The sequence below is a fragment of the Methyloversatilis sp. genome (genome assembly GCF_965284615.1).
In the GTDB taxonomy this organism is placed as follows: domain Bacteria; phylum Pseudomonadota; class Gammaproteobacteria; order Burkholderiales; family Rhodocyclaceae; genus Methyloversatilis.
Genome location: NZ_OZ260098.1, coordinates 3,965,446 through 3,982,758 on the forward strand (window position 1 = coordinate 3,965,446; position 17,313 = coordinate 3,982,758).

Sequence of the window (17,313 nt, forward strand, 5' to 3'; positions counted from 1 at the left end):
GCGGGTCGGAACCGCGGCCGCGATCGCGTGCAATCAGCGTTCCTGCGGCCGCAGGAAGTCTGGCATGTCGGCCGGCGCGGTCTGCCAGAACGGCACGGTGCGCGTGACGTCGATGTCCGCCTCCAGCCACTCGATCGGGATCGCGTAGCGCTCCTCACCCGCCGTCTTCGCGACGAAGGCGAGGATGCCCACCAGTTCGCCGGCCACGTTGAACAGGCCGCCCCCGCTGTCGCCGATGGCGAAGGGCACGCTCACCTGCATCACCGGCGCGCCATCCATCGCGAAGGTACGGTCCAGCGCACCGACCAGCAGACGCACATCGACGCCGTAGGCGCCGTTGAAGCCGAGCAGCCGGTCACCCGGCTTCAGGTCGCCGGCACGGGCGATCTTCGCCGCCGGTGCCGCCAGTTCCGGCACCGACAGCACGCACAGGTCGCGCCAGTCGTCGCGACGAACCACGCTGGCCGGCTTCGCCACGTACTGATAGCTGGCCTTCAGCGACTTCGCGCCGGCGATCACGTGACAGGCGGTCGCCACCCGCTGCCCCGGCAGCACGACGCCGCTGCCGATCGAGATCGATCCGTCCGGCTGTTCCGCCTGCACCCGCACCGTGGTCTGGATGGCGGTGGCGATGTTCATCGCCTGCGCCGAACAGGCGGCAAGGGCGAATCCGAGGGCGGTGATCGTTGTTCTCATGGCGGGCTCCGGTCGGCAGGCTGAAACGCTGGCTGCGCTTCCGACTGCGGCTCACGCACTTGGTTTCATCGTTGGGCGCCAGTGGTATGGTCGGGAAAAATCGCGGAGAAAAAGCGCATGCGGCTGACGATGAACACGCAAATCCTGCTCGGCGCACTGATCGGCGCCGGTCTTGGCCTTGCCCTCGGCGCGCTACCGGACGATGCCGCGACGCGCGTGCAGGGGCTGTACCTCGCCGGGCTGATCGGCGGCATCTTCATCGCGCTGCTGAAGATGGTGCTGGTGCCGCTGGTGTTCTCGTCCATCGTGGTCGGTGTGGCCCACCTGCGCGAGCACGGCAACATCCGCCGCGTCTGGGTGACCACGCTGCTGTTCTACCTGCTCACCGTCACCATCGCGGTCATTCTCGGCATCACGGCGGCGAATGTATTCAAGCCGGGGGCAGGCATGCACCTCGACATGTTCGCCGACGCGCTGGCCGGCTTCCAGGCAAAGCAGCTGCCATTTCCCGATTTCGTCCAGCAGTTTCTGACCGGTCTGTTCAAGAACCCGTTCTCCGCACTGGCCGGCGGCGATATCGTCGCGCTGGTCGTGTTCGCGCTCATCCTGGGCGTCGCACTGGTGCAGGCGGGCGACCGCTACCCGATCATCAATCGCGGCATGGAAGAGATGCAGGACCTGTCGCTGCGCATCGTCGGCGCCATCATGAAACTGGCCCCTTGGGGCATCGCCGCGCTGCTGGCCAGACTGATCGCCACGCAGGATGTCGCCTTGCTCGAAACGATGGCCCGCTTCGTCGCGGTCGTGCTCGGCACCACGTTGCTGCACGGCGTGATCGTGCTGCCCGGCCTGCTGTGGCTGATCACCCGCGTGACACCGCTGGCGCTGTGGCGCGGCGGTCGCGAATCCTTCATCACCGCGCTGGCCACCAGCTCCAGTTCGGCGACGATGCCGATCACGATGCGCGTGACGCAGCAGAACTTCGGCGTGCGCCCGGCCACCGTCGGCTTCGTCGTGCCGGTCGGCACGACGATGAATATGGACGGCACGGCGCTGTACGAGGCCGCCGCGGCGCTGTTCATCGCCAGTCTGGTCGGCATCGAACTGAGCGCCGGTCAGCAGATCGTGGTCTGCGTGATGTCGATGCTGGCTGCGGTCGGCGCACCGGGCATTCCGAGTGCCGGCATGGTGACCATGGTGATGGTGCTGCAGTCGGTCGGGCTGCCGGCCGAGGCGATCGCCATCCTGCTGCCGATAGACCGGCTGCTCGATGCGGTCCGCACGGTGGTCAATGTGGAGGGCGATATCGTCGGCAGCATCGTGGTCAACCACGTCGCCGGCGCAGACGCGCCTCACGATCCAGCGAATCTTGAGGTGCGCGCCTGAGGCGCGCATTTATGATGCAGTGCACGAACACGCCTTTGCGATGACCGCCATGGACCCGACCCCCGCCACCTCGCCGGACGCACCGCGCCCCGGCCCGCTCTTCCCCTGGATGCGGCTCGACCCGTCGCTGCAGTTCCTGCTGATGATCGGGCTGGCGGCCGTGCTGGCCCTGCTGTCCTGGGCCTTCGCCGACTCGCGCACGCCGCAGGCCATGCACCTGGGCCTGATGGCCGGGCTGGCCGGCTTCGCAGCCACCGCCATCGGTGCGGCACCCGCACTGGGCCTGCGCTCGCTCGGTCAGCGCGGTTCCGACGTGCTGCTCGGCTTCGGCGCCGGCATGATGCTGGCCGCCTCCTCCTTCTCGCTCATCGTGCCCGGCCTGGCCGCCGGCGAAGACCTGACCGGCTCGCGCAGCCTGGGCGCAGCGGTGGTGGTCACCGGCATGGCGCTCGGCGTCTGGCTGATGATGATGCTCGACGCGATGACGCCGCACGAGCACGAGCACTGCGGCAGCTGCGGTCCGGAAACGCGGATGGGCCGCGTCTGGCTGTTCGTCAATGCGATCGCGCTGCACAACCTGCCGGAAGGCATGGCGATGGGCGTGTCCTTCTCGCAGGCGGACATGGCGGTCGGCCTGCCGCTGTCAACCGCGATCGCGATACAGGACATCCCGGAAGGCCTCGCCGTCGCGGTCGCGCTGCGCGCGGTCGGCATGTCGCCGCTGAAGGCGGTGGGCATCGCCGCGCTGAGCGGCTTCATGGAACCGCTGGGCGCGCTGATCGGCGTCGGGCTATCGAGCAGCTTCGCGCTGTTCTACCCCGGCGGGCTCGGCCTCGCCGCCGGCGCGATGATTTTCGTGGTGTCGCACGAAGTCATCCCGGAAACCCACCGCAACGGCCACGAAAAAGCGGCCACGCTGGGGCTGATGGCGGGCTTCATGGTGATGATGGTGCTTGATACGACCCTGGGTTGAAGGCCTGGCACCGGTGGCCATCGGGGGGTGTTCTTGTGGCAGCGACCTCCGGTCGCGATGCGGCTTCGACAGGCCGCGGGCTTCGATTCAGGCCGCTGTCGCGAGCAAGCTCGCTCCAACAAAAGCCCCGCTCCGGCGGCGATCCGGGAGTGCTTCTCTTGTGGGAGCGACCTCTGGTCGCGATGCGGCTCCGACAGGCCGCGGGCTTCGATTCAGGCCGCTGTCGCGAGCAAGCTCGCTCCCACGGAAGCCCGGCTCGCCCCCCTCAGTTCCCCGGCGTCACGCCGTTCGGCAGCAGCACCCACATCCTGCCCTGCTGCTTCATCCTCCCCGCCTGTGCGCCGGCCTCCGGCCCGAAACCCCAGAAGAAGTCAGCGCGCACGCCGCCCTTAATGGCGCCGCCGGTGTCCTGCGCCATCATGAGCCGGCGCAACGGCTGGCTGCTGTTCGGGCGCGTCGTATCCAGCCACACCGGCGCACCGAGCGGCACGCTACGCGGATCGATGGCGATGACGCGGCCGCCGGCGATCGGCACGCCGAGCGCGCCGAGCGGGCCTTCGGGCAGGCCGGGCGCCTGCTTGCCTATCGGCAGTTCGCGGAAGAACACATAGCTCGGATTGGCCGCCATCATCGTCGCGACGCGCGACGGATTGGCGCGCGCCCATTCGCGTATGCCCTGCATCGACGCCTGTTCGAGTTTCAGTTCGCCCTGGTCCACCAGCCAGCGGCCGATGGACTGGTAGGGGTGGCCGTTCTGGTCGGCATAACCGACGCGCACCCGGCTGCCGTCCGGCAATTCCACCTGCCCGGAGCCCTGCACCTGCAGGAAGAACACGTCGATCGCGTCGGCCGCCCAGAACAGCGCCTTGCGGTCGAGTTCGGCGGCGCGGGCGTCCAGTTCGGCGCGCGTCCAGTAGGGCACGACCTTGCGTCCGTCCAGCCGGCCGCGCAGCCGCATGTTCTTCAGGTCGGGATGCACGCTGGCCAGATCGATCACCAGCAGGTCGTCCGGAACCGCATGGATCGGATACCGATAAGTGCCGCCGCGCGTGCGGTTCGCCTTCAGCAGCGGTTCGTAATAGCCGGTGACCAGGCCCTGGTCGCTGCCGTCGCCATTGAGCAGTTGCCAGGGGCGGAAGAAGGATTCGTAGAACGCACGCACCGCGGCGCGGTCTGTCGCATCGAGCATGACCAGTGCGGCGCAGGGCTCGGCCCAGCCCGGCTTGTTCGCCACCGCGCTGCACGAGGCGCGCAGCGACGGCAGCGATTCGCGCAGGTCGTCGTCGCTCCAGCCTTCGAGCGCGGCCCAGTCGGCCGGCACCAGCTTCGGCGGCAGCGGCTTCGCCTCGGGAGCCGGCGGTGGCGGGCACACCGGGCAGGCGGCGCAGGCCGGGCATGCCGGACAGCTCTGCGGCACCGGCTGCGGCGCGGGCGGACACACCGGGGCGGCGACCGGCGCCGGTTCCACACGGGGCGCCGGCTTCGGCGTGCCGGCACAGGCTGCCAGCAGCAGCGACATACACATCAGGACACCTGCACTGCGCAGGCGGATTTGCTGGAACATCGGGATTTATTTAGATTGGTGCGCCCGCGAGCGCCGAGTGCGCAATGATAACGAGCACCCGCCCGACAGACGGGTGCGACGACAACGAAAGCTTCATTCCCATGTGGTTATTCCTGCTCGAAGCCGGCACCGCGCTGGCGCTTTTCCTGTTCATCCTGTGGTGGACCCTGCCCAAGAAGGAAAAGGACTCCGCCGACGACGCCCGCGCCACCCCGTCCGGCGACAAGGAGGGTGACCGTGAACAGCCGTGATGGTTTCGAAAGCCTGATCGCGCGTGCGCACGCGCTGTTCGACCGGCTGGAGCAGATTCTGCCGCCGGCACCGGTCGAGCCGGACTGGAAGGCGATCGCCTTCCGCTGGCGTCGCAGCAATGGCCGCGGCCGGCTGGAGGCGGTCGCCCATCCGCACAAGCTGCGCCTGACGGACCTGCGCGACATCGACGTGCAGAAGGCGCGCATCAAGGCCAACACGCAGCAGTTCGTCAACGGCAAACCGGCCAACAACGTGCTGCTGACCGGCGCCCGCGGCACCGGCAAGAGCTCGCTGGTGAAGGCGCTGCTGAACGAGTACGCGAAGAAGGGCCTGCGCCTGATCGAGGTTGACCGCGACGACCTGACCGACCTGCCGGACATCACCGACCTGATCGCCAGCCGGCCCGAGCGCTTCATCATCTACTGCGACGACCTGTCCTTCGAATCCGGCGAACCGGGCTACAAGGTGCTGAAGAGCATCCTTGACGGTTCGGTGTCGGCGGTGCTCGACAACGTGCTCATCTACGCGACGTCGAACCGGCGCCACCTGATGCCCGAGTACTTTTCGGAAAACCGTGAGGCGAAGCACGTCAACGGCGAGGTGCATCCGGGCGAAGCAATCGAGGAAAAGGTGTCGCTGTCCGAACGTTTCGGGCTGTGGCTGTCCTTCTACCCCTTCGACCAGGACGCCTACCTGAACATCGTGAACCACTGGCTCAAAAGATTCGGCCTGAGCGCGGCCGACATCGAAGCCGCGCGCAGCGCCGCACTGCTGTGGTCGCTCGAACGCGGCGCCCGCAGCGGCCGCGTCGCCTGGCAGTTCGCGCGCGACTGGGCCGGCCAGCACGCCGCGCGGGGCAAGTAATGAGCGAACGCAAGCAGGTGGCCGTGGCGGCCGCCGTCATCTTCCGCGACGGACCTCAGGGCCACACTGAGGGCCGGGAATTCCTGCTCGGCCAGCGCGCGCCCGGCACCTTCTACCCGGGCTACTGGGAATTTCCGGGCGGCAAGGTGGAAAAGGGCGAGGCGCCGGTCAACGCGCTGAAGCGCGAACTGGACGAGGAACTGGGCATCCGCGTCGAGCGCTGCACGCCGTGGATCACGCTGACTCACGAATACGAGCACGCGCACGTGCGGCTGCATTTTTTCCGCGTCGAGCGCTGGAGCGGCCGCGTGCATGACCACGTGCACAGCGCGCTGGCCTGGCAGACCGCCGATGCGCTCACCGTGTCGCCGATGCTGCCGGCCAACGGCCCGGTGATGAAATCGCTGCGCCTGCCGCAGCGCATGGCGGTGACGCACGCCTTCCAGATCGGCGCCGCCGCCCAGCTCGACGCGATCCACCAGGCCTGCCGCCGCGGCCAGCTGCTGCTGCAGATCCGTGAGCCGGTGCTCGACGCGCCAGTGCTCGGCTTTGCGCGCGAGGCGATACGGATTGCGCACGAGCATGGCTGTCCGGTGGTGCTGAATGGCAGCGCCGATATGGCGAAAGAGCTCGGCGCCGACGGCGTGCACCTGAAGGCCACCCAGCTGGCGGGGCTCGCCGCGCGGCCCGATTTCGAGTGGGTCGGCGCCTCCTGCCACACGGCGGACGAGCTGGCGCAGGCGGTTCGCCTGGGCCTGGACTACGCGGTCGCCGGTTCGGTGCTGCCGACCGCCAGCCACCCGGGGGGCGACACATTGGGCTGGGACGGCCTCGCGGCGCTGGTCGCTGGCAGCCCGCTGCCGGTGTTCGCCATCGGCGGCCTCGACGACAGCCATCTCGCGCGCGCCCACGACTGCGGCGCGCACGGCATCGCCGCCATCCGCGGCGCCTGGGTGCTGTAAACAATGGATCGCCGCCGCTTCCTTCTGCAGTTGGCCGCACTCGCCGCCCTGCCGTCGCGACTGCGCGCGGCGGAAGCGGATTATTCGCGCGGGCTGCTGTGGGCGGTGCGCAGCGGCGACGCGCCGGTGAGCCACCTGTACGGCACGCTGCACAGTGGTGACCCGCGCGTACTGGCGCGCGCGGCGCCGCTGCGCGCGCGCATTGCCGAGGCCCGTCTTTTCATGCCGGAACTGGTGACCGACGCCGAGGCGGTGTCCATCTACCAGGCGGCCAGCGTCTATGGCAGCGACGACCTGCCGCGCCGGGTCGGCCGGGCGAAGTGGCCGCGCATCGAAACGATGCTGGCGCTGCACGGCGTCGATTCGCGGATCGCGGTGCGCCTGCGCCCGTGGGCGGCGCTGCTGACGCTGCTGCAACCGGTGGCCGCGCAGCAACCTTCGCTCGACGAGGCGCTGATCGCGCTGGCGCGCGCGCAGAAGGTGGCCGTGCGGCCGCTGGAACAGGTGCAGGAACAGATAGACGCCATCGCGCTGCTGCCGGAGAAGACCCAGATCGCGCTGCTGATCGACGCCGCGCGCCGGCACGACCGCCTGCAGGCCGCCATCGAACCGATGACCGTCGCCTGGCTGGCCGGCGAGGTGGGCGAACTGTCGCGCATCAACAGCGGGCTGATGTCCGAAGACCCGGCGCTGCGCGAGCATGCTCGCCTGTTCATGCAGTCCCTGCTCGGCGCGCGCAACGCCCGCTTCGCCGAGCGGCTGCTGCCGGAAATTCAGGCCGGCGGCGTGTTTGCCGCCTTCGGCGCCTCCCACCTTGCAGGCCCCGACGGCGTGCTCGCGCGCCTCGCTGCGGCCGGCTGTCGAATCGAATCAGTGACTTGACGCTCCAGTTTTTAACAATCGTGCCGTAATCCAGACACGATGAATCGTTCGGCCGGGCATTCCGCCCGGCACGGATGCACAGGAGACGAGCCATGATTTCATTCAACCGTATGTCGGTTGTCAGCCAGCTCTCGATTTCAATCGGCCTGCTCTGCGCGGTCATTTTCGTCGCACTGATTGCGGTCGTATCGGTCTCGAGCAATCGTGCTGCGATGGAGCAGACACAGAGCGTCCTCGGCGATCAGGCCGACGCGACGGCAAAACTGCTCGACTTGAGCTACGAGAACGCGCTTGCCAATGCCGCCAAGGGCATGGCCGCCCTGAAGGGAGCGCTGGGCACGGTCACCATCGACGAAGACACGGTGGCCATGGGCAAGTACCCGGCAGTACGCGTGGCGCGTGCGGGCGGCAATGTACTCAACGGCGACGAAGCCCGGATGAAGTCAACGCGCGACCTGATCGGCGCCGATCCGGCCGTGATGGTGCGTGTCGGCGACGAATTCGTACGCGTTGCGACACTGCTCAAAGACGCCGAGGGCCGCTCGCAGGCCGGCGTCGCGATCAAGAGCGGACCGGATACCGCGGCGCTGCTCAAGGGCGACAGCTACCAGGGCGTGGTGATGCGCAACGGGCGCTTCTACATTTCCTCGCTCGAGCCGATCAAGGACGCCGCCGGTCGCGTGGTCGGCGCACTGTCCGCACGGGTCAACGTGCAGCAGGGCATCGATCAACTGTTCGAATCGCTGAAGTCCATCCGCGTCGGCGAAACCGGCTACATCCACGTGCTCCGGCCGGGCGACAGCGCCGAAGACTCGACCATGCTGTTCCACCCGAAGCACGCGGGCAAGACGGTGAAGGAGATCGGCAACGACACGCTGACCCGAATCATCGGCGAACAGATCAGCAACAAGAACGGCGACCACATCTACGACTGGCCGCGCGAAGACGGCTCGATCGCACCGAAGATCGCGGCCTACCGGCTGTCGGACAACTGGGGCTGGATCGTGTCGTCCGGCGCTCATGTCGAGGAATTCACCCGCTCGAACATCCAGCTGCGCAATCTGCTGATCGGCATCTGCGTCGCCTCGGCGCTGATGTTCGCCGCCTTGACCTGGTGGCTGGCACGCAGCCGTCTGAGCCGCCTGAACAAGGTGTCTGCAGCGATGACCCGGCTCGGAAACGGCGATTTCAGCCAGCGCCTCGACGTGGTGAGCGGCGAGACGCACAACGAACTCGACCTGATTTCGATCCAGATGAACGAGGCGACGCGCAAGACCGCCGCGCTGATCACCGCCACCGCCGAGGCAGCGCGGGCGGTCGGCAATGCGGCGCGCGAACTGCGCGCCGGATCGAGCGAAGTGGTGAGCGGTTCGACCGAACAGAGCAGTGCGGCCGCCGGCCTGGCCGCCGCCATCGAGGAACTGTCGGTCAGCATCACGCATGTGGCCGACAGCGCCGGCGTCGCCGACGGCATCACGCGCGAGGCGCGCAGTGCCGCCACGCAGGGTGAGCAGAAGCTGGCCAGCATGGTCGAGGGCATGCAGCGCATCGCCGCCGAGATCGGCGACGCCTCGTCGGCAGTGACCGATCTGGCCGGTCGCACACGGGAAATTTCGAACGTCGGCCGCATCATTCAGGAAATCGCCGAACAGACCAATCTGCTGGCACTCAACGCGGCGATCGAAGCGGCGCGCGCCGGCGAATCCGGCCGCGGCTTCGCGGTCGTCGCCGACGAGGTACGCAAGCTGGCCGAGCGCACCGCCGCGTCCACGCAGGAGATCGCCAATATGGTGAGCAGCGTCCAGGCCGACGCCGACAAGGTGGTACGCCGCATCGGCGAGGTCAGCGGTCAGGTCGGCGCCGGCGTGACGCTGGCCACCGAAGCGGGCGAAGTGCTGCGCGTCATCAGCGAACAGAGCGAACGCACCGCCGAAGCGATGAAGGAAATCGCCGCGGCCACGCGCGAACAGAGCAGCGCCAGCCAGTCGGTGGCACAGGGCGTCGAGCGCATCGCCGGCATGGCCGAGCAGAACGCCGACATCACCCGCCGCGCCGACGGCCAGACGCACGGCCTCGAAGTGCTCGCCGGCCAGTTGCAGGACAACGTCGGCCGCTTCGTGGTCTGACCCGCACCAGGCAGACCGGCTTCATCCTTGCGGCGGACACGCCGCTCCCGCTGAAAGGCGGGGGTGGCCTGTCCGCCGCACTGCCATGCAAGTCCGCTGCCAGAACGCGGCCACGAACCAGCTCAGCGTATACTCGTCGGCCACAACTCCTACCCAACCATGCTCAGCTACCGCCACGCCTTCCACGCCGGCAATCCGGCCGACGTACTGAAGCACTTCGTACTGGTCGAACTGCTGCAGTACCTGAACCAGAAGGACAAGCCCTACTGGTACATCGACACGCACGCCGGCGCCGGCGGCTATGCGCTGGACAGCGGCTACGCGGCAAAGAACGCCGAGTACGCCGAAGGCATCGGCAAGCTGTGGGCCGCGCCCGACCTGCCGGCGGCGCTCGGCACCTATGTCAACGTCGTGCGCGCCTTCAACGAGGGCGATGCGCTGCGCGCCTATCCCGGCTCGCCGATGATCGCGCGCGCCCTGCTGCGCGAGCACGACCGGATGAAGCTGTTCGAACTGCACACGACCGACAACAAGCTGCTGAACGCCGCCTTCGCCGACGCCGGCCGCAGCGTGCGCATCGAGAAGCTGGACGGCTTCTCCAACCTGCGGTCGCTGCTGCCGCCGCCGCCGCGGCGCGCGCTGGTGCTGATCGACCCACCCTACGAGATGCGCGAGGACTACCGCTACGCCTTCGAAACGCTGCGCGACGCGGTCACCCGCTTCTCGACCGGCACCTACTGCCTGTGGTACCCGCAGCTGCAGCGCATGGAGTCGCGCGACCTGCCGGCCAAGCTCAAGCGCATGAAGATAGACGCCTGGCTGCACGTGTCCCTCACCACGCGCACACCCTCGCCCGACGGTTTCGGCATGCACGGCAGCGGACTGTTCATCGTCAATCCGCCGTGGACGCTGCCGGCCACGCTGAAGGCGACGATGCCCTGGCTCGCGAAAACGCTGGCGGCCGATGCCAGTGCGAAGTTCGAACTCGATTTCAAGATTCCGTAAGGCCCTGCCATGGTGCTGCAGACCTCGATCGACGCGATCACCCACGCCATCGGCCTCGCCGTGGCACCGGTGTTCCTGCTCACCGCCATCGCCACGCTGATCACCACGCTGAACAACCGGCTCGGTCGCATCATCGACCGCCGCCGCGTCGTGCTGGCGCGCGGCGGCCAGCAGTGCGAGGACGAAACGATGAGCAATGCCACCGAGCTCGAACTGCTGTCGCGGCGTGCGAAGCTGGTCTATCTGGCCATCCTGTTCGCCGTGGCGTCGGCGCTGATGGTCTGTCTGGTGGTGTCCTGCGCCTTCTTCGGCGTGCTGTTCACGGTGGTGCTGGCCGACCTGCTGGCCGGCTTCTTCGTGCTCGCCATGCTGGCGCTGATCACGTCGCTGAGCCTTTTCCTGCGCGAAGTGTTCGTCGCGGTCTTCACCGCCACCCACGCCAACCGCTGACACCCCGACACAATCGGCACCTAAAGCCCTCTCCGGTGCGGGCCGTTGACCCGGCATAAGGTCGACGGAGGGCTCCATGGCGATCAACACCTGCTTCGGCGCCAGCACGTTGACCGATCCGGTCCGCGCGGTGGCCGAACTGGCGGCACAGACCGGCAGCACCGACAAGGACGGTCTGCTGTTCTTCTGCTCGCCGGATATCGACCTCGCAGTGCTGGGTCGCGAACTGGCCCGTACTTACCGGTGCCCGACGGTCGGCTGCACCTCGTCCGGCCACTTCGGTCCCGCCGGCTTCCAGCGCTCGGGCATCATCGGCGTCGCCTTTTCGGGCGGCGGACTGCGCCTGCGCACCTATCCGGTGACCCCGCTGGCCGCCTACGTCGACCAGGTGAGCTGCATCGCGGAGGACATCCGCGCCCGGTCGGATGCGACACGCGATCTGAACCGCTTCGGCATGCTGCTGGTGGACGGCCTGTCGATGGCCGAGGAAAGACTGGTCGCCGCGCTCTACCAGCACGTCGGCAATCTGCCGCTGATCGGCGGTTCGGCAGGCGACAACCTGAAGTTCGAGCACACCTACGTCTACACGGACGGCCTCTTCCTGAGCGACGCAGCCGTCTTCACGCTGTTCGAGACCACCCATCCGGTGGCCACCATCAAGACCCAGCACTTCGCCGCCGGCAGCACGGAACTGGTCATCACGAGCGCCGATCCCGAGCGGCGCATCATTCATGAAATGAATGGCGAACCTGCTGCCAAGGCCTATGCTGAAGCGATAGGTCAACGCATCGAGGCGCTGACGCCGGCCGTGTTCTCGCGCCACCCCCTGGTACTGCAACTGGGCGGCGATGCCTATGTGCGCTCGATCCAGAAGGTGAACGATGACCTGTCGCTGTCCTGCTACTGCGCCATCGACGAAGGACTGATCGTATCGATCGGTCGCGCGCTCGATCCGCTGCAAACCATTGCCAGCGCGATGGCCGAACTCCGGCGCGACGTGCCCGAACCGGCGCTGGTGCTCGGCTGCGACTGCATCCTGCGTCGGCTGGAATTCGAGCAGGCAGCGATCGATGACGACATGAGCCGCCTGATGGCCGCCAACCTGCTGTTCGGCTTCTATACCTATGGCGAGCAGTACAACGGCCTGCACGTGAATCAGACGCTGACCGCCGTGGCGATCGGAGGATAGACATGCCCAGCCTGCCGCAACCCGACATCGAGGCGCGCCTGAGCGATCTGGAACACAAGCTGCTCGCGCGCGACAAGACGATAGACGCACTGAAGCGGCGCCTCGCCCAACAGGACGAAGGCATGCGCAACTCGCCGTTCGCTCTGCTCGAACAGAACATCAGTCTGGCCAACGTGGTCGCCCGCAAGACCGGCGAACTGGAGCAGGAAAGACAGGCGCTGCAGAAAACGCTGGGCGAGCTGCGACAGACGCAGACACAGCTCCTGCAGTCGCAGAAGATGGAGTCGATCGGCCAGCTCGCCGCCGGCATCGCACACGAGATCAACACCCCGACGCAGTACGTGGCCGACAACATGAGCTTCATCGACATGGCCACCACTTCGCTGCTGGCGCTGGCCGACCGCAGCGTCGCGGTGATCGCGGCCCTGCGTGCCGGCCAGCCCGACCCGGCGCTGCTGGCGGACTTCGACGCCGCCCTGCGCCGCACCAAGCTTGACTACCTGCGCCGGCAGATCCCGGACGCGCTCGCCCAGTCGAAGGAAGGGCTGGCACACATCGCGCGCATCGTCAGCGCGATGAAGGCCTTCTCGCATCCGTCGGGCGTCAACAAGGTGGCGGTGGACATCCGCGAGGTCATCGCGACCACGGTCACCGTCGCCCGCAGCGAATGGAAATATGTGGCCGAGATTGATACGCAGGTCGATGACGACCTGCCCGACCTGCCGTGCCGACGCGACCTGATCGGCCAGGCGCTGCTGAACCTGGTGGTGAACGCCGCACACGCCATCGCCGACACGCTGTCCGAGGGCGTGCGCGAAAAGGGGCTGATCCGGATCACGGCGACACGCTTCGGCGACCGGCACATCGACCTCAGCGTGGCCGACGACGGCCCGGGCATCCCGCCGGACATACGCGAACGCATCTTCGAGCCCTTCTTCACGACGAAGCCGGTCGGCAAGGGCACCGGGCAGGGGCTGGCCATGGTCTACACCACCGCGGTTGACCAGCACGGCGGCGAAATCCTGTGCGAATCGGACGTCGGCCGAGGCACCCGCTTCACGATGCGCTTGCCGCTGTGCATCGACAACGACGAGACAAGCCCATGCAGGTAGTGTTCGTAGACGACGAGAGCCGCGTGCTGGCCGGCATCGAGCGCACGCTGGTGATGCGTGAAACCGACTGGGCGTGCCGCTTCTTCACCAGCGGTCAGGCAGCGATCGACGCACTGGAAGCCGAGCCGGCCGACGTCGTCGTGTCCGACATGCGCATGCCCTTCATGGACGGCGCCGCGCTGCTCGGCACCGTGCGCGACCGCTGGCCGGGCACGCTGCGCATCATCCTGTCCGGCCAGTGCGACACCGCGTTGACGCTTCGCATGCTCGACGTCGCTCACCAGTTCGTATCCAAGCCCTGCGACAACGCGGTACTGCTGGCTGCGGTGCAGGCAGCGCTGGCGCTGCGTGCGATGTTCCGCGACGCCTCGGTGATCGACGTGATCGGTCGCGTGAACCGGTTGCCCAGCGCGCCGCGCATCTTCGCCGAACTGACCCGGCTGCTTGCCGATCCGGCCAGCGACAGCCGTCATGTCGCCCGCCTGCTGAGCAGCGACCCCGCGCTCAGTGCGCGCATCATGCAACTGGCCGGTTCCGCCTACTTCACGCTGGGCGCACGCATCACGAGCATCAACGACGCCATCACCCGTCTCGGCATCGATCAGGTGCGGCTGCTCGTGCTCGCCTCGCAGGTATTCGCCGACGCCGCGACCGATCCCTTCGTCGATCACCTGCAACGGCGCGCGCTGCAGGCGTCCTGCCTGGCCGACCGCATCACCGCCGGCCGCCGCGGCGGCGTCGCCGCCACGGCCGCGTTGCTGGCGCGCATCGGCCTGCTGGTGGAACCGCTGCGCAGCGAAACGATGCAGGACGCCACCACCGTCTGCGACACGCCGCTGCACGCCGCGGTCGGCGCCTATCTGCTGGGCCTGTGGGGCCTGCCGATGGACATCGTCAACGCCGTCGCGCGGCACACCCACCCGGATCGCGCCGCCGCCCCCGGCTTCGGCCTGGCCGGCACCGTGCACGTCGCCGTCGCGCTGGCCAACGGCCAGACGCCGGACCTCGCCTATCTCGAACGCGCCGGCGTGATCGAGCAGTGGCCGCAGTGGCAGGCCTACAACGCAGCACTCACCACGGACCATGACGATGACTGAAGACACCCTGCCGCGCGTGCTCTGCGTCGATGACGAACCCAACCTGCTGGCCGCGATGGAGCGTACGCTGCACGGCCGCTTCGACGTGGTGACCGCCAATGGCGGCACCGCCGGGCTGGACGCCATCCAGCTCGGTGAGCCCTTCGCCGTCATCGTGTCGGACATGCGGATGCCGGGCATGGATGGCGCCACCTTCCTCGCACAAGCGCGCGAACAGGCGCCCGATGCCGTGCGCATCCTGCTCACCGGCCAGGCCGACGTCGAGTCGTCGATCGCCGCCATCAATCGCGGCGCCATCTTCCGCTACCTGTGCAAGCCCTGCCCGTCCGACGTGCTGATCGCTGCGCTGGACGACGCCGTGCGTCACTACGACCGCGTGCGGGCGGAGCGCGAACTGCTCGAAACCACGCTCACCGCGGCCGTGAACACGCTGACGGAGGTACTCGCCATGGTGGCGCCCTGGGCCTTCCAGCGCGCCACCTTCGCGCACTCGGCGGTGCAGCACGCGCTGTCGCGGCTGGACTGGTCGGACGGCTGGATCTACAGCATCGCCGCCGCACTGAGCCAGCTCGGCTGCGTCGGCATACCGCCCGAACTGATGCAGGCCGATGCCGCGCAACGGCATCTTGGTCCCGACGAAAAGAAGCTGCTGCGCGAACACCCCGAGGTGGCAAGCCGGCTCGTCGCGGCCATTCCGCGGCTGGACCTGGCTGCAGAGATCATCCGCTACCAGTCGGACAACCCGCCGCCCGACGCGCCGCTCGAAGTGATCCGCGGTGCGCCGCTGCTGCGTGCGGCACTCGAGCTGGAGCGCGACTGGTCGCGTACCAAGGCGGCGCGCAGCCCGCGCGACGTGCTGCGCACCGTGCAGCCACCGGTGCCCGACTACATCGTCAGGGCACTGGCCGACTTCCGCAGCGAGGTGAACCACCACCGTGCGGCGCGCGTGCGTGACCTGGTGCCGGGCTGGGTGGTGGACGAGGACGTGCGCTGCACGAACGGCATGATGGTGCTGTCGCGCGGCCACGAACTGACCGATACCGCGATCGCCGCGCTCAGTCGCCTGCTCGCCGCACAGGCCATACGCGAACCGATACGGGTGCGCAGCCGCGCCGACTGAAACGCCGGCCGACCCGCATCACGGATCGCCGGCCAGCGCATTAAGGCGGGTTAACAAAACATGCGCCGATCGGCGCAGCGCGGCGGCCGATCTGCATCACGGGAATTGAACGCGCGCTGACTACCCTGACGAGCACCTTGTCGTTCGCAAGGCATTTAATCAGGGAGTTCAACCATGCAGCCCCGCAAGCTCGCCATAGCTGCCGCCATTGGCCTGATGGGCGTTTCCGCCCAGCAGGCTTACGCGGCCGACAACACCCACTTCGACAACTTCACCGCCCTGCCCGGCAACGTCGCCGCCGGCTCGCTGCCGGAAAGCGCGCCGCTGCAGCTGTCCTCGCCGCTGTTCTCGCAGAAGGTGCTGGCCGACCGCGTCACGCAGCTCGCCAACGGCCAGTCGAACAGCGGCAACTGGGACATGATCACCGCCAACGAGAACGGCACCGACGCCGGTCGCTACCTGTTCATGCCCTTCGAAACCGGCGCCGGCGGCGTGCAGCGCACCGACCTGTGGACCGGTATCACCAAGACCATCGTGCAGTCGGGCACCCAGGGCTTCGTGGCCGGCGACTTCTCGCGCTGGACGCCGTGGGGCAGCTACCTGACAGCCGAGGAATCGTGGGGCAGCGGCAGCCCCTACGGTCGCCTGTTCGAAGTGACCAATCCGCTGGCCGACACCTCCAGCGCCAACTTCATCCACCGCAACGTGGTACCCCGCGTGTCGCATGAGGGCGGCGCGTTCGACAAGAACAAGAGTTTCTACTTCATCGACGAATTCAACGGCGGCTCGATCTACAAGTACGTCTCGGCCGCGCCGGGTGCGACCACCGGTGACAGCTACTTCGACAAGGGCCAGACCTTCGTGCTGAAGGCCAATGGCGGCAACAACGCCAACGCGGTCGGCGCTGCCAGCTGGGAAGCCATCACCACCGCGACCGGCACCCCGCTGGCCAGCACCGTGAACGCCATGGTGAACGTCGGTGGCGGCACCTTCTCGATGGACGGCCGTGCCGCAGCCGACATGGTCGGCGGCACCAACTACCAGCGTCCGGAAGACCTCGAACTGCAGGTGCTGGCCAATGGCGACGAAGTGCTCTACATCGCCACCACGACCACCCACGAGGTGTATTCGCTCAATCTGGCCACCAACGAAATGAAGCTGTTCGCCAGCCGCGCGACCTTCAGTTCCGTCACCGGTGCAGCCGTCGGCAGCGAATTCACCAACCCGGACAATCTGGCCATCGATGCCAACGGCAACATCTACATCATCGAAGACCAGCCGGGCGGTCGTGCCGACATCTGGTTCGCGCAGGATGCCGACCGCGACGGCGTCGCCGAATCGCTGAGCCGCTGGGCTTCGCTATCGACCGAAGGTGCCGAACCGACGGGCCTGTACTTCGACAAGTTCAACCCGAATGTCGCCTACGTGAACATCCAGCACCCGAACAGCGGCAACGACACGCTGCTGCAGATCACCGCGGTGCCGGAGCCGGAGAGCTACGCCATGTTCCTCGCCGGCCTCGGTCTGCTGGGCATGATCGCGCGCCGTCGCACCCGCGTCTGAGCCTTGCTGCCGGGGTCGGCCGACACCCGATCCATGCGTCGCACGCGGTTGAATACGGTGTGAGGCACGGAC

At 67.8% G+C, this 17,313-nt stretch carries 16 protein-coding genes; 14 read left to right on the top strand and 2 right to left on the bottom strand.

Features of this window, described 5'->3' with window-relative positions; translation table 11 throughout:
• Window positions 1-33: 33 nt before the first annotated feature.
• A complete protein-coding gene (locus ACQ66H_RS18795) occupies window positions 34-696 on the bottom strand; it encodes a S1 family peptidase (RefSeq protein WP_430435282.1) in 663 nt (220 codons plus the stop codon).
• Between the two features lie 117 nt (window positions 697-813).
• Here ACQ66H_RS18795 and ACQ66H_RS18800 point away from each other — a divergent pair, with 117 nt between their 5' ends.
• Entirely contained in the window at window positions 814-2,082 is a 1,269-nt protein-coding gene (locus tag ACQ66H_RS18800) for a dicarboxylate/amino acid:cation symporter (protein ID WP_430435283.1), read from the top strand.
• A 49-nt stretch (window positions 2,083-2,131) separates the two neighbouring features.
• Window positions 2,132-3,055: a ZIP family metal transporter gene (locus tag ACQ66H_RS18805; protein ID WP_430435284.1), complete on the top strand. Its 924-nt coding sequence runs from the start codon at window positions 2,132-2,134 to the stop codon at window positions 3,053-3,055.
• Window positions 3,056-3,320: 265 nt separating this feature from the next.
• Here ACQ66H_RS18805 and mltA read toward each other — a convergent pair whose 3' ends face one another.
• On the bottom strand, window positions 3,321-4,619 hold the full coding sequence (mltA, locus tag ACQ66H_RS18810) for a murein transglycosylase A (RefSeq protein WP_430435285.1): 1,299 nt from the start codon (window positions 4,617-4,619) through the stop codon (window positions 3,321-3,323).
• A gap of 44 nt (window positions 4,620-4,663) precedes the next feature.
• Here mltA and ACQ66H_RS18815 point away from each other — a divergent pair, with 44 nt between their 5' ends.
• The 12 genes from ACQ66H_RS18815 (at window position 4,664) to ACQ66H_RS18870 (ending at window position 17,241) form a co-directional block, all read left to right on the top strand.
• Window positions 4,664-4,870 (top strand): hypothetical protein, encoded by a 207-nt coding sequence (locus ACQ66H_RS18815; RefSeq protein ID WP_430435286.1) that lies wholly within the window; start codon window positions 4,664-4,666, stop codon window positions 4,868-4,870.
• The gene (locus tag ACQ66H_RS18820) at window positions 4,857-5,735 is read left to right on the top strand and encodes an ATP-binding protein (protein WP_430435287.1); all 879 of its coding nucleotides are present in this window, start codon (window positions 4,857-4,859) and stop codon (window positions 5,733-5,735) included. The genes ACQ66H_RS18815 and ACQ66H_RS18820 overlap by 14 nt, the downstream gene beginning before the upstream one ends.
• Window positions 5,735-6,697: a Nudix family hydrolase gene (locus tag ACQ66H_RS18825; protein WP_430435288.1), complete on the top strand. Its 963-nt coding sequence runs from the start codon at window positions 5,735-5,737 to the stop codon at window positions 6,695-6,697. Before ACQ66H_RS18820 ends, ACQ66H_RS18825 begins: the two co-directional genes overlap by 1 nt.
• Window positions 6,698-6,700: 3 nt before the next feature.
• Complete coding sequence (locus ACQ66H_RS18830) at window positions 6,701-7,579, top strand: TraB/GumN family protein (RefSeq protein ID WP_430435289.1); 879 nt, start codon at window positions 6,701-6,703, stop codon at window positions 7,577-7,579.
• Window positions 7,580-7,671: 92 nt separating this feature from the next.
• Window positions 7,672-9,705, top strand: coding sequence for a methyl-accepting chemotaxis protein (locus ACQ66H_RS18835; protein WP_430435290.1), 2,034 nt, complete (start codon window positions 7,672-7,674; stop codon window positions 9,703-9,705).
• Window positions 9,706-9,864: 159 nt separating this feature from the next.
• Window positions 9,865-10,710, top strand: coding sequence for a 23S rRNA (adenine(2030)-N(6))-methyltransferase RlmJ (locus ACQ66H_RS18840; RefSeq protein ID WP_430435291.1), 846 nt, complete (start codon window positions 9,865-9,867; stop codon window positions 10,708-10,710).
• A 9-nt stretch (window positions 10,711-10,719) separates the two neighbouring features.
• Window positions 10,720-11,160: a DUF2721 domain-containing protein gene (locus tag ACQ66H_RS18845; protein ID WP_020166027.1), complete on the top strand. Its 441-nt coding sequence runs from the start codon at window positions 10,720-10,722 to the stop codon at window positions 11,158-11,160.
• A 76-nt stretch (window positions 11,161-11,236) separates the two neighbouring features.
• A complete protein-coding gene (locus ACQ66H_RS18850; RefSeq protein WP_430435292.1) occupies window positions 11,237-12,349 on the top strand; it encodes an FIST N-terminal domain-containing protein in 1,113 nt (370 codons plus the stop codon).
• A gap of 2 nt (window positions 12,350-12,351) precedes the next feature.
• The gene (locus tag ACQ66H_RS18855) at window positions 12,352-13,461 is read left to right on the top strand and encodes a sensor histidine kinase (protein ID WP_430435293.1); all 1,110 of its coding nucleotides are present in this window, start codon (window positions 12,352-12,354) and stop codon (window positions 13,459-13,461) included.
• Complete coding sequence (locus ACQ66H_RS18860) at window positions 13,452-14,558, top strand: HDOD domain-containing protein (protein WP_430435294.1); 1,107 nt, start codon at window positions 13,452-13,454, stop codon at window positions 14,556-14,558. Before ACQ66H_RS18855 ends, ACQ66H_RS18860 begins: the two co-directional genes overlap by 10 nt.
• On the top strand, window positions 14,551-15,678 hold the full coding sequence (locus ACQ66H_RS18865) for a response regulator (RefSeq protein ID WP_430435295.1): 1,128 nt from the start codon (window positions 14,551-14,553) through the stop codon (window positions 15,676-15,678). Before ACQ66H_RS18860 ends, ACQ66H_RS18865 begins: the two co-directional genes overlap by 8 nt.
• 174 nt (window positions 15,679-15,852) lie before the next feature.
• Window positions 15,853-17,241 carry an alkaline phosphatase PhoX gene (locus ACQ66H_RS18870; RefSeq protein ID WP_430435296.1) on the top strand — a complete coding sequence of 463 codons (1,389 nt, stop codon included), beginning with the start codon at window positions 15,853-15,855 and terminating at the stop codon, window positions 17,239-17,241.
• Window positions 17,242-17,313: the final 72 nt, after the last annotated feature.